Raw genomic sequence first — 12,482 nt, 5'->3', positions numbered from 1 at the left:
ATTATCCGCCATCGCCGCAATGTTGAACTAGAATTTAACTAGCCATGTTGCCTGAAGGAACGACGACAATGAGAAGTGACATTCAATTTATTCAGCAGCCTGAAATCGACGTGCATCATTATGAGCGCGGCGATACCGTGCGCCTGACCACGGCGAATTTGCGGCATGAATATCAGCTCGATGTTTATATTTTGCGCCGCGATGACAAGCTGATTTACGGTTCGGTCGTCGCGGCGGCGCCCAAAACCGATATTCCGGTCGCCAGCTGGGAGGTCAAAAACGGTGAAGAGGTGGCGTTCCGCCAGGAAAACATCGCCAAAGCGGTGCCGGCGGTAAGCTGATTTCACGTTCCGCACTTTCTCCTGATGCTGATGAAGGCCGACGCTTGCGCGTCGGCTTTTTCTTTTCCACCTCGTGATGACGCCCTGATGTCATTTGGCTTAAAAACTGCGCTAAAAAACGCGACACATGACAAAAATCACAGCGAATGTGAATTTGCATGAAACATAATTTGACAAATGTGAACGCAATCGATTACCTATTCGCGAAATGCGTAACTGGATCACAGATTCTTACAGTCAGTGGTTTCTATAATGCGCGCGTCATCCGAGTTTCTGTGTGAAGACAACGCCAGGTGTCGGCAGACTCATTGTCATCTTTTCTAAACGGGCAGGAAATGGCCCTTTAAGCATGTGGTAATAAAATGAAAAAAATAGCTCTCGCAGCAGGTGTACTGCTCGCAGCGTCTTACAGTGCATCATCAATGGCTGATAGCAAAGACAGTCAATATGTCTCCGACTGGTGGCACCAGAGCGTTAACGTGGTGGGCAGCTACCACACCCGTTTCGGGCCGCAACTGAATAACGACGTGTATCTCGAATACGAAGCCTTCGCCAAGAAAGACTGGTTCGATTTCTACGGCTACGTTGACGTGCCGAAGTTCTTCGGCGTGGGCAATACCCCGGACCGCGGCATCTGGGACAAAGGCTCCCCGCTGTTTATGGAGATTGAACCGCGCTTCTCCATCGACAAGCTGACCGGCACCGATCTGAGCTTCGGTCCGTTCAAAGAGTGGTACTTCGCCAACAACTACATCTATGACCTGGGCCATAACGCCGACGGCCGTCAGAACACCTGGTACATGGGCCTGGGTACCGATATCGACACCGGCCTGCCGATGAGCCTGTCGATGAACATCTATGCCAAATACCAGTGGGAAAACTACCAGGCCGCCAACGAGAACAGCTGGGACGGTTACCGCTTCAAGGTGAAATACTTTGTGCCGCTGACCCAGGTGTGGGGCGGCAATCTGAGCTACATCGGCTTCACCAACTTCGATTTCGGTTCCGATCTGGGCAAGGACAGCCATTGGGTTGACGGCACCGGCAAACAGGTGCGCACCAGCAACTCTATCGCCTCCAGCCATATTTTGGCGCTGAACTACGATCACTGGCACTATTCTTTCGTGGCGCGTTATTTCCATAACGGCGGTCAGTGGCAGGATGGCGCGGAGATCGGCACGCCGCAGGGCCCGATCAAGTCTACCGGTTGGGGTTACTACCTCGTGGTCGGCTATAACTTCTGATTTTCCGCGTTATCAGAAACAGAAAACCCCGCCTGGCGGGGTTTTTTTTCGTCATCACTGGGCTTGTTCTACCGGGAGATGCCTCACCGGCATAAACAGCCTGCCTTTGATCACGTGACATTCATTATTTATCCAACTAATGATTTGTTCACGGCTGACGCCTTCCGACTGCGCGTAACGATGAAGATCGCCGTTAAAGTGCCGAGTGATGTATTCCATGAGGGTCATTTGCACGTCTTTTGCTCCTGAACGCCCACCCGTTGCCAGCCTGGCCACCGCGGGAGGTTAAGGTTTCTCAGACAGCGAATGTAAATTATCGGCAACGAAATCTCAACATAAAGCACCAAATAGGGGCGACGCCGGTGGGAAAAAGAATCCCGCACGGAAAGGCGGGAAGTGTTCGATATTATCATTCTGGATGATAAGAATAAGATTTGAGGTGCGACGAAAAAGAGCACGCTAACTCTTTTTTGTTACCGTCCCACGCTAGCGGAAGGCTTATTTTTCTTCAAGAAAAATCGGGGGTAGATTTCGGAATTCTCGAGGCGTTTTGCGTTAAAACAAGAGAGTGGCGCGAATGCCGTAAAACCGCACTGTCATCTCGGAGTTTTCCTTATACTTTGCCCGGAAAAGGACAACTATAGTAAACAGAGTCCCCCACGCAGGAATACACAACATGAACAAACGTCGTACGACTCTCACGGTGTTGGCACTGATTGCATCGCTGGGGTTGTCATCCGCCCCGGCCATGGCCGACAAAGGCGGCAATGGTAACGGCAACAGGCATGGCAACAGCGGCAATCACGGCAATAACGGTAACCACGGCAACAACGGCAATCACGGCAACAAAGATAAAGGCGACTATAGAGACTATAGAAACGACGATAATCTGGTTTCCGTCAGCCTCTCGCGCGACCGCGCCCGTTCGCTGGCGCACACCTACGGGCTGACCGGCTACCGCTCGTTGCCGCCGGGCATCGCCAAGAATCTGGCGCGCGGCAAACCGCTGCCGCCGGGCATCGCCAAAAAAATGGTGCCGTCTTCGATGCTGCGTGAACTGCCGCAGTATCCGGGTTATGAATGGCGCATCGCCGGCGACGATCTGGTGCTGGTCGCGCTCAGCACTGCGATTGTGGCTTCCGTCATCAACGGCGTGTTCGACTAACGCCGGTTGGGTCTCATCGGGCCTCGCTGCGGCGGGGCCTTTTTTATTTGCCGGCGCGGTGCTGACGTGGTGAACTTGGCGCCTGACCTTTTCACTGCATCATAAGGGAGGCGCCATGTTCAGGGCGTTATTGATAGCGTGTTGCCTGACCAGTTTTCCGGCGTTGGCGGACGGTGGCGCCGCTATCGGCGAGCTGGTGAACCAACGGCTGTCGTTGATGAAAGACGTGGCCGGTTACAAGGCGCAGCAGCATTTGCCGATCGAAGATCTGGCGCAGGAGGCGAAGGTGTTGGCCAACGCGCAGGCGGAAGCGGGGCGTTTGGGGCTGGAGCCGGCGTCGGTACGGCCTTTTATCACCGCGCAGATGGACGCCGCCAAGGCGATTCAGTACCGCTATCGCGCCGACTGGTTGGCGAGCCCGGAAAGCGATTGGCAGCCGCGCCCGCTGGCGCAGGTGCGGGTGCAGATCGGGCAATTGAGCAGCCGGATACTGCAACGGCTGGCGGCGCGGCTGCGCGCCGGCCCGCTCGACGCGGCGGATCGGGCGGCGTTTATGGCGTCCGTGGAACAGGTGAATCTCAGCGCCGCCGACAAGCGGCGGCTGGCGGATGCGCTGCTGGCGGTCAAAGCCGACAGCGCGCGCTGATCGTCAGTCGCGGCCGACGGTGCTGCGGCGGAAGGTCAGCATCCGGCTGCGGTTGGCGATGAGATCCACGTTGTAACCGCGGAAATAGAGGCAAAAGCGTTTCAACCATGGGCCGTCCTGGCACTCCACCAGCATGCGGCCCTGGCCGAGCGGGCTGAGCGTGCCGGTCTGCGCCGCTGGGCCGACGCCAATATGCACCCGATTGCCGCGAATTTCAAAGGCGGTGCGATAGTGCGGGTGATACCACAACCCCTGCACATGCTTCAGGCAGTCACCGTTGGCCGTGACCGGCAGGAAACGGCGCGCCACATGCCCGACCTCGCCCTCGACCGCTTCGCCGGTCCACTTCAATTTGATTGGCATATGGGCGGACAGCGACACCGCGTAGCCGTCTTCGCCCTGATACAGCGGTTCATCGCTGCCCAGATAGGCCAGGTTGCCGTCTTTGACCTCCAGCCAGTGCGGCTCCGCCAGCGTGGCGTAGAGACCGTCGGGGATCGCCGCGCTGCGCTGCGGCAAAGGTTCGCCCAGCAGCGCTGCCATCACCTGCAAAGCCATGCCGAAACTGTCGCAATCTTCGCGGTTGGCCACCAGCGCGACGCCGGCCTGACGGTCGGGCGCCAGCAGGAAATAGGTTTTGTAACCGGCGTGGGAGCCGCCGTGGCCCAGCAGGCTGCGGCGGCCCAGCGGCGTGCGCGCCAGCCCCAGGCCATAGGCGCTGAGTTGGCCCTGATTGAGGCGGCGCGGCGCGCTGAGTTGCGCCAGCACGCCCTGACCGGGGCCTTGGTCCGCCAACAGCGTTTGCAGCCAGCGGGTGAGGGCGTTGACGCTGCCGGTCAGGCAGCCGGAGGCGGAAAGGTGCAGGCCGGCGCTGGCGTGTTGCCAGCCCTGCGGCGCCCGCCAGTAACCCGGCACCAACCCCGGCACCACGTCGAACCAGCTTTCCGGCGCCCGCATCTGCACCTGCAGCGGCTGGGCGATATGCCGTTGCACCAACTGGTCGAAATCATACCCTTTGCTGCGCAGCGCGGCCTCCAGCAGCCGATAGCCGGTATTGCTGTAGGCGATCTCGCTGCCGGCCTCATAGTTCAACCTTTCCAGCCCCTCGACAAACTGCATCACCGGCTGCGCCTCGCTGACGGCATGCAGCGAGATGCCGAGCAGGCCGAGCGTCTCGCGCACGTCAGGCAGGCCGCCGGTCATGTCCAGCGCCTGGCCGACGGTGACGTCCGCCAGCGCAGGCTGCAGGGCGGGGAGCAGTTCACCCAGGCGTTGTTCCAGCCGAGCGGCGCGATCGGTGGCGTTCAGCGCCAGCGCGGCGAAGATATGCTTGGTCACTGAGGCGTAGCGCACCACGCTGTCGGCGGTGAAGGGGGTGTTCTGCGCCAGATCGGCCAGGCCGGCGCAGGCGGTGGCGCGGAGTTGTTCGGCGTCAAACAGGGTGATGGCGCCGCCGGGTTCGCCACGCCGTTGCCAGCCGGCCAGCAGTTGTTCGGCGACGGCGCCGGCAGCGCGCCAGTTTAACGGTGTTACAGACATAGGGCCTCCAGAGAGATATTCGAAACGGGCCAGCTCGGCCACACGCCGCCCGGCGCTGACGATGAGCGCGGGCTTTTCGGCTGATTGTGGCGCAGTGCGTTTTTCGTCGGCCGCTGTTTTGTGCGCTGTTTAGACCAGTCAGTGGGGAATCACGCGAAACTTTGATATAGCGCGCAGATTGCGGCTAACGTTGCGGTTAAAGGCAGGGGGAGAAACAGGCGCCCGGCGGCGCCTGTAAAGGGGGATCAGTTCAGCCTGGCGGCGCCGTCCAACAGGCCTTCAATCATCTGCTTGAGCAGGCGCTGCAGTGAGGCGGCGCGCTGCGGTTCGAACGCGTAAGGATACTGTTCGGACATGTAGTTCACCTGCGCCAGTTCGAGCTGGATCGCATGCTGTTGCTGCTGCGGCTGCCCGTAGGCGCGGGTGATGTAACCGCCCTTGAAGCGGCCGTTCAGCACGTGGGTATACTGCTGTTGCTGCTCGCAGCAGGCGACCAGCCGATCGCTCAGCGCCTGGGCGCAGCTTTCGCCGCCGTTGGTGCCGAGGTTGAGATCCGGCAGCTGGCCGTCGAACAGCCGCGGGATCACCGAGGCGATGGAGTGTGCGTCGAACAGCAGCGCATAGCCGTGCCGCGCTTTGAGGCGTGCCAGTTCGTCCTGCAGCTGCTGATGATAAGGCTGCCAAATCTGCTGCAGATAACCGGCGCGTTCTGCGTCCGTCGGCGCTTTGCCCGGCAGGAAGCTTGGGCGGCCGTCGAACAGCACGTCGGGATACAGGCCGGTGGTGGCGGTGGTGTACAGCGGTTTGTCGTCCGCCGGGCGGTTCAGATCGATGACGAAGCGCGAATAGTTGCCGACCAGCACGCTGGCACCCATCGCCCGGGCGAAGTCGTACAGCTGCGGAATGTGCCAGTCGGTATCGGGCAGCGGGCGGGCATCGTCGGTCAGCCCGGCCTCGACCGCCGGCGTCAGCTGTGTGCCGGCGTGTGGGATGCTGATCAGCAGCGGCAGGCTGCCGCCTTGGAAGCTAAAAGGATCGCGAATGGTCATTGACGTACTTCTCCTCGGAAAATCACCGTACAGGGCAGCTGGCCGCCCAACCAATAAGCCAGTTCCGCCGGCCGCGACAGCGGCCAGTGAACGAAGTCCGCCACCTTGCCGGTTTCCAGCGTGCCGTGGCTGTGTTGCAGTCCCAGCGCTTTGGCGGCGTGGGTGGTGACGCCCGCCAGCGCTTCTTCCGGCGTCAGGCGGAACAGCGTGCAGGCCATGTTGATCATCAGACGCAGCGACAGCGCCGGCGAGGTGCCGGGGTTGGCGTCGCTGGCGATCGCCATCGCCACGTGGTGCTTGCGGAACAGCTCTACCGGCGGACATTGGGTTTCACGCAGCAGGTAATAGGCGCCCGGCAGCAGCACCGCCACGGTGCCGGCGTCGCCCATGGCGCGGGCGTCTTGCTCGGTGGCGTATTCGAGATGGTCGGCGGAGAGCGCGTGATGGCGCGCCGCCAGCGTGCTACCGCCGAGGGCGGAGAGCTGCTCGGCGTGCAGCTTGACCGGTAAACCGGCCGCTTCGGCGGCGGCGAAGACTCGCTCCACCTGCGCCGGTGAGAACGCCAGATGTTCGCAGAAGGCGTCAACCGCATCCGCCAGGCCGGCGGCGGCGGCCTGCGGGATAATGGTATCGCAGACCAGATTGATGTAGTCGTCGGCGCGGTTGGCGTATTCCGGCGGCAGCGCATGGGCTGCCAGACAGGTGGTTTTCACCTCGACCGGCAGCAGTTCGCCCAACTTGCGCGCCACCCGCAGCATCTTCAGTTCGCTTTCCAGGCTGAGGCCGTAACCGGATTTGATCTCCACGCAGGTGACGCCTTCCGCCAGCAGCGGCCGCAGACGGAACAGCGCCTGTTCCAGCAGCAGCGCTTCGTCGGCCTCGCGGGTGGCTTTCACGGTGGAAATGATACCGCCGCCCTGTGCGGCGATGTCGGCGTAGCTTACGCCGTTCAGTCGCTGTTCGAACTCGCCGCTGCGGTTGCCGCCGAACACCAGGTGCGTGTGGCAATCAACAAAGCCGGGGGTGATGATGCCGCCGTCGAATTTCACCGTTTCGTCCGCCATCAGGCCGGGCGGCAGCGCCGCATGTTCGCCAATCCAGACAATCTTGCCGTCGCGTACGGCGATCGCGCCGTCGGTCAGGGTGTGATATTTGCCGTCGCGCATGGTGACGATATCGGCGCCGCGCCACAGGCTGTCACAGTGAATCTCAGACGTCATTGCTTTCCTCCGCCGGAGCCGCAGCTCCCACATGGTTGTATATACAATTAAAAACAACCTAACGCATTCACCGGGATGTCACAAGGGGCGGGAGAGATTTTGTTATCAGGATGTGATCGACCGCGGAGATGCGGGCGCAGGGCGCGCCCGCCGGGGATCAGACTTCGCTGGTGAAGCGGCCGAACAGCTGGTAACGGCTGCCGGGGTACAGCAGCCGGGCCGAGGTCACCACGGTTTTGCCGGACCAGGTGCGGCGGTGGATCAGCAGGCCGGGTTCGTGGTCCTCCAGCTGCAGCAGCTCGCGTTCGCGCCGGGTCGGGATCACCGCTTCGACGATGTGTTCGCCGGCGGTCAGCGGCGCGGCCTGCGTCAGATAGGTGTAGGGCGTGACGCGGTCGAAATCCTGCTTCAGGTAATCCGGCGCCACCAGCGGATTGACGCAGCGGTCTTCCACCTGCACCGGCACGTCGTTTTCGTAATGCACGATCTGCGAATAGAACAGCCGTTGGCCGGGCTGAATGCCGAGCGCCGCCGCCTCTTCCTCGCTGGCCGGGCGGGCCTTCAGCTCGAGGATTTTGCTGCTGTGGCGATGACCGCGCGCGGCTATCTCATCGGCGATGTTGTGCACTTCCAGCAGCGCGGTGTGCGCCTTGGCTTCGGCGACGAAGGTGCCGACGCCTTGCATGCGGATCAGAAAACCTTCGCTGGTCAGCTCGCGCAGCGCGCGGTTGATGGTCATGCGGCTGACGCCCAGTTCCGCCACCAGTTCACTTTCGGAGGGCACGCGCTGGTGCGGTTGCCAGTGCCCCGCACGGATTTGATTCACGATCGCCTGTTTGACCCGTTGGTAGATCGGGGCGGGGGCATCGCTCATTGCAGCCGCCAGTTGTAACACGGTCTGTTGTTCAGCCACGACGTTAACCTCGTCAAATAAAAAAATAATAACACCAGTTTACTGTTGATGTCGGCGTATGTATATGTATATACAACTAGTGGCCGTCGCGCCAGAAACTTGCCGGCGACCGCCAAAAATTCCTGAAGACGCGCCATCGCCGCGCCTTATTCGCCGTTACATTAACCGTGGAATACTGCCATGCCTGCTTATTTTGCCCCACGCGCTTTGCTCCCTGAGGGCTGGGCGCATAACGTCCGGCTGGACGTCGATGCGCAAGGTTATCTGACTCAAGTTACCGCCAACGCTGAACCGCAAGGCTGCACCCGGCTGCACGGCGATGCGGTGCCGGGCATGCCGAACCTGCACTCCCACGCCTTTCAGCGCGCGATGGCCGGGTTGGCGGAAGTGGCGGGCAACCCGCAGGACAGCTTCTGGACCTGGCGCGATCTGATGTATCGGCTGGTGCAGCGCCTGACGCCGGAGCAGGTGGAGGTGGTCGCCCGTCAACTGTATATCGAAATGCTCAAGGGCGGATATACCCAGGTGGCCGAATTCCACTACCTGCATCACGACGCCGACGGCAAGCCTTACGCCGATCGCGGTGAAATGACCGGCCGCCTCAGCGCGGCCGCGCATCAGGCCGGCATCGGCATGACGATGCTGCCGGTACTGTACAGCTACGCCGGTTTCGGCGCCCAGCCGGCGCAGCCGGGGCAGAAACGGTTTATCCAGGATGCCGAAAGCTATCTGCAACAGCAGCAGGTGATTGCTCGCCAACTGGCGGATCGCCCGTTGCAGAATCACGGTCTGTGTTTCCATTCGCTGCGCGCGGTGGAACTTGGCCAGATGCAACAGATTTTGGCCGCGTCGGATCGCACCTTGCCGGTGCATATTCATATCGCCGAGCAGCAAAAAGAGGTGAACGACTGCCTGGCGTGGAGCGGGCAGCGACCGGTGGCCTGGCTGTATGACCATCTGCCGGTGGATCAGCGCTGGTGCCTGGTGCACGCCACCCATCTGGATCGCGATGAGCTGGAAGCGCTGGCGCGCAGTCGCGCGGTGGCCGGCCTGTGCCCGACCACCGAAGCCAACCTCGGCGACGGCATTTTCCCCGGCGACGCCTATCTGCAGCAGCAGGGGCGTTGGGGCATCGGCTCCGACAGCCACGTTTCGCTCAACGTGGTGGAAGAGCTGCGCTGGTTTGAATATGGGCAGCGGCTGCGCGATCAGCGCCGCAATCGCCTGACGACACCGCAGCAATCGGCGGTGGGCGATGTGCTGTATCACCAGGCGCTGCAAGGCGGCGCGCAGGCGTGTGGCGCGCCGATCGGCCGCTTGCAGAGCGGCTATCGCGCCGACTGGCTGGTGCTGGACGGCGACGATCCGTATTTGGCGGCGGCGCCGGATGCCTCGATCCTCAACCGCTGGCTGTTCGCCGGCGGCAAAGAGCAAATTCGCGACGTGTTCGTCGGCGGCCGACAGGTGATCGAGCAGGGGCGGCACGCGCTGCAGCAGCAGAGCAGCGCCGAGTTCCTGCAGGTGCTGAAAACCTTTCAGCAGGAGGCGTGATGAGCCTGACCCGTTTTAATTTCGCTGGGCTGCCGGTCAGCCCGTGGCGCAACGGCGGCGGGGAAACCCGTGAAATCGTCAGTTGGCCGCCGGGCGAGCCGGATTTCGACTGGCGCGCCAGCATCGCCACCATCGCGCAGGACGGGCCGTTTTCCGCCTTTGCGGGCATTGACCGTTCGATCACGCTGCTGGAAGGCGACGGCGTGCGGCTGTTCAGCGCCGGGCATATCGACCATCAGTTGGCGCGTATCGGGGAGCCGTTCGCCTTTTCCGGCGACGTGGCGCTGGAAGCGACGCTGCTGGGCGGCGCCAGTCAGGATTTCAACATCATGACGCGCCGCGGCCGGCTAGCGGCGCAGGTGCAACGCAGCGCCGAGCCGCTAACCTTGCCGCCGGGGCGGGCGGGGGTGCTGTATGTGCTGAGCGGGCTCTGGTCGCTGCCGGGGGGCGGCGAACTGAGCGCGCGCGAGGGCGTCTGGTGGACGGCATCGGCGGCGGGGGGCGACGTGGCGCCGTTAAGGGCCGGCAGCGCTATCCTGTGGGCGGACATCACACCCCGTTAACGCAGAGTAGAGTCCTGCGCTCGGTTATGGGATTATTCACTTTTTCCCATTAATCATAAAGAAGGGCGCATGGCTTCGCTGAAAGACGTCGCAAAACTTGCCGGAGTCTCGTTGATGACGGTGTCCCGCGCCATCAATGATCCCGGCAAGCTGCGGCCGGAAACCTACCGCCGCGTCAAACAAGCTATCGATCGGTTGGACTATGTGCCGGATCTGTCGGCGCGGCGTATTCGCGGTGACGGAAATCGCGTGCAGACGCTCGGCGTGCTGGCGCTGGACACCGCCACGACGCCGTTCTCGGTGGAAATGATCCTGTCGATTGAGAAAACCGCGCGCGAGCGCGGCTGGAACAGCTTCGTCGTCAACCTGTTCGCCGACGACAACGCCGAACAGACCGTCGATCTGCTGCTGGCGCATCGGCCGGATGGGGTGATCTTCACCACGATGGGACTGCGTGAGGTGACGCTGCCGGCCAAACTGCTGGACAAAAAGCTGGTGTTGGCCAACTGCGTCAGCCCGGCGCATTCGATCGCCAGCTACATTCCTGATGATGAGCAAGGGCAGTATGACGCGACGCGCACGCTGATCGCCAAAGGCTATCGCGCGCCTTTGTGCATTCATTTACCGGCGGATACGCTGGCGGCGGGGCTGCGCCGCCGCGGTCTGGAACGCGCCTGGCCCGAAGCGGGGCGCGATGTTGAACAGCTGCGGCAGTATCATCTCGATCTGAGCGCCGGCGATCAAAGCTATCGCGACTGCGTAGCGTTGCTGGAGCGGCATTTTTCCGCCGGCCGGCGCGATTGCGATGTCGTGGTGTGTGGGAACGATCGGATAGCGTTTCTGGCGTATCAGGTATTGCTGGCGCAAGGATGGCGGATACCGCAGCAGGTGGCGGTGCTGGGCTACGACAATATGGTCGGCACCGGCGAGCTGTTCCTGCCGGCATTGACGACGGTGCAGCTGCCGCATTATGAACTGGGTCGTCTTGCGGCGCTGCATGTGATTGAGCGGCGGGAACAGCGTGATACGGTGAAAGTGCCTTGCCCGCTGCTGGAACGTGGTTCGCTGTAAACGCACCGGGGGCGTCGCTGCGCGCCCGGTGCTCATTCCCATTACCCCCAGATGCTTGCCAACTGCCATCCCGTGATGGGCTCGAACAGCGCCTGGCCGCCTTCGGCGAACAGGCTGAGGCGGCGATCGCCCGCCGTCGGATAGATGCGGCTGGTCAGGCAGGCCTGCCCCTGATTAACGAAGATCTCCAGTGAGGAGCGATCGATAAAGATCCGCAGCGACAGAATGTCACCCTCCGGCAGCGGCACACTGCGGCAGGTGCACAGCGCCGGGTGTTCATTAAAACGCTCCAGCACCAATCGGTGTGACTGATTGTCGACGAACAGCCGCGCCGCACTCCCAATGGCCAGACCGTACCGCTCGGCGTCGCTGGCGGCCGGTCTCAACGTCAGGATGAGCTCCTGCATATCGTTCGTCAGCGGCAGATGCTGATTGGTCAGCGTCTGCGCCGACAACGTCTGCGATCCTCGGCGCAACGCCGCCAGTTCACGCGCCGGATTCATGCGGACGCTGCCGTCGGCGGCCAGCGTCAGCTCGCGTGGCAGGGTGAGGGCGCCGGCCCAGCGGTGCGCTTTGCTGGGCATCGGTGATTCCCACATATCCATCCAGGCAAACAGCAGCCGACGGCCGTCGGCGGCGGTGAAGGTCTGCGGCGCATAGAAATCGTGGCCGGCATCCAGCTCGCAGAAGGGCTGCGTTACCGTAAAGTCGCCGTCCGGCCGCCAATGGCCGAGCAGATAGCCGCTCTGGAAGCGATTGCGGTAGCGGTAGCCCTGCGCCGCCAGCCCCTGCGGCGAAAACAGCAGCAGGTGTTGCTCCCCCAGCGGGAAGAAATCCGGGCATTCCCACATATAGCCCTGATGCGCCGTTTGCGCGCCGGCCAGCACCCGATCGAAGCGCCAGGCGCGCAGGTCGGCAGAGCGGTACAGGCGCACCTGGCCCAGGCCGTTTTCTTTGGCGCCGACCACCAGCCACCATTCGCCGTTTTCGCGCCAGACTTTCGGATCGCGAAAATGCTGAATGCCGTCCGGCGGGGCCAGTACCGGTCCGTGCTTGACGAAGCGTATGCCGTCCTCGCTGGTGGCCAGACATTGCACTTCCCGCACCAGGCTGTCGTCACCGGGTTCGCCCAACCACACGTGGCCGGTGTAAAGCAGCGTCAGCACGCCGTTGTCATCCA

General features: G+C 62.1%; 13 protein-coding genes. 7 read left to right on the top strand and 6 right to left on the bottom strand.

The window, feature by feature from the left end; genetic code table 11:
- Nucleotides 1-68: 68 nt before the first annotated feature.
- Both ACUTQY_RS06670 and ACUTQY_RS06665 read left to right on the top strand, forming a co-directional pair.
- Nucleotides 69-341 (top strand): hypothetical protein, encoded by a 273-nt coding sequence (locus tag ACUTQY_RS06670; protein WP_033642807.1) that lies wholly within the window; start codon nucleotides 69-71, stop codon nucleotides 339-341.
- 362 nt (nucleotides 342-703) lie between these two features.
- Nucleotides 704-1,585, top strand: a complete 882-nt coding sequence (locus ACUTQY_RS06665) for a nucleoside-specific channel-forming protein Tsx (protein WP_046686925.1) — start codon at nucleotides 704-706, stop codon at nucleotides 1,583-1,585.
- A gap of 54 nt (nucleotides 1,586-1,639) precedes the next feature.
- Here ACUTQY_RS06665 and ACUTQY_RS06660 read toward each other — a convergent pair whose 3' ends face one another.
- A complete protein-coding gene (locus ACUTQY_RS06660) occupies nucleotides 1,640-1,819 on the bottom strand; it encodes a hypothetical protein (protein WP_033642811.1) in 180 nt (59 codons plus the stop codon).
- Nucleotides 1,820-2,261: 442 nt separating this feature from the next.
- Here ACUTQY_RS06660 and ACUTQY_RS06655 point away from each other — a divergent pair, with 442 nt between their 5' ends.
- On the top strand, nucleotides 2,262-2,750 hold the full coding sequence (locus ACUTQY_RS06655) for an anti-virulence regulator CigR family protein (RefSeq protein ID WP_046686926.1): 489 nt from the start codon (nucleotides 2,262-2,264) through the stop codon (nucleotides 2,748-2,750).
- 115 nt (nucleotides 2,751-2,865) lie between these two features.
- Nucleotides 2,866-3,396, top strand: a complete 531-nt coding sequence (locus tag ACUTQY_RS06650) for a chorismate mutase (RefSeq protein WP_033652093.1) — start codon at nucleotides 2,866-2,868, stop codon at nucleotides 3,394-3,396.
- A 3-nt stretch (nucleotides 3,397-3,399) separates the two neighbouring features.
- Here the strand turns inward: ACUTQY_RS06650 and ACUTQY_RS06645 are convergent, their stop codons facing one another.
- The 4 genes from ACUTQY_RS06645 to hutC form a co-directional block, all read right to left on the bottom strand.
- Nucleotides 3,400-4,935: a serine hydrolase domain-containing protein gene (locus tag ACUTQY_RS06645; protein ID WP_046686927.1), complete on the bottom strand. Its 1,536-nt coding sequence runs from the start codon at nucleotides 4,933-4,935 to the stop codon at nucleotides 3,400-3,402.
- Between the two features lie 245 nt (nucleotides 4,936-5,180).
- The gene (hutG, locus tag ACUTQY_RS06640) at nucleotides 5,181-5,984 is read right to left on the bottom strand and encodes an N-formylglutamate deformylase (RefSeq protein ID WP_046686928.1); all 804 of its coding nucleotides are present in this window, start codon (nucleotides 5,982-5,984) and stop codon (nucleotides 5,181-5,183) included.
- The gene (hutI, locus tag ACUTQY_RS06635) at nucleotides 5,981-7,204 is read right to left on the bottom strand and encodes an imidazolonepropionase (RefSeq protein ID WP_046686929.1); all 1,224 of its coding nucleotides are present in this window, start codon (nucleotides 7,202-7,204) and stop codon (nucleotides 5,981-5,983) included. The genes hutG and hutI overlap by 4 nt, the downstream gene beginning before the upstream one ends.
- A 157-nt stretch (nucleotides 7,205-7,361) precedes the next feature.
- Nucleotides 7,362-8,117, bottom strand: coding sequence for a histidine utilization repressor (gene hutC, locus ACUTQY_RS06630; RefSeq protein WP_033652097.1), 756 nt, complete (start codon nucleotides 8,115-8,117; stop codon nucleotides 7,362-7,364).
- Between the two features lie 180 nt (nucleotides 8,118-8,297).
- Here hutC and ACUTQY_RS06625 point away from each other — a divergent pair, with 180 nt between their 5' ends.
- From ACUTQY_RS06625 to ACUTQY_RS06615, 3 genes are all read left to right on the top strand, one after another.
- Complete coding sequence (locus ACUTQY_RS06625) at nucleotides 8,298-9,668, top strand: formimidoylglutamate deiminase (RefSeq protein WP_046686930.1); 1,371 nt, start codon at nucleotides 8,298-8,300, stop codon at nucleotides 9,666-9,668.
- Complete coding sequence (locus ACUTQY_RS06620; RefSeq protein ID WP_033652099.1) at nucleotides 9,668-10,231, top strand: HutD/Ves family protein; 564 nt, start codon at nucleotides 9,668-9,670, stop codon at nucleotides 10,229-10,231. Before ACUTQY_RS06625 ends, ACUTQY_RS06620 begins: the two co-directional genes overlap by 1 nt.
- 69 nt (nucleotides 10,232-10,300) lie before the next feature.
- Entirely contained in the window at nucleotides 10,301-11,302 is a 1,002-nt protein-coding gene (locus ACUTQY_RS06615; protein WP_445583318.1) for a LacI family DNA-binding transcriptional regulator, read from the top strand.
- 41 nt (nucleotides 11,303-11,343) lie between these two features.
- On the opposite strand, the gene ACUTQY_RS06610 is transcribed toward ACUTQY_RS06615, so the two are convergent.
- Nucleotides 11,344-12,482: glycoside hydrolase family 32 protein (locus tag ACUTQY_RS06610; RefSeq protein ID WP_445583317.1), on the bottom strand; the 1,139-nt coding region annotated here is incomplete at its 5' end.

The organism is Serratia sp. TSA_130.1, assembly GCF_052691795.1.
The sequence above is the reverse complement of the archived record's forward strand: the minus strand, read 5'-3'. Positions and strand labels throughout refer to the sequence as shown.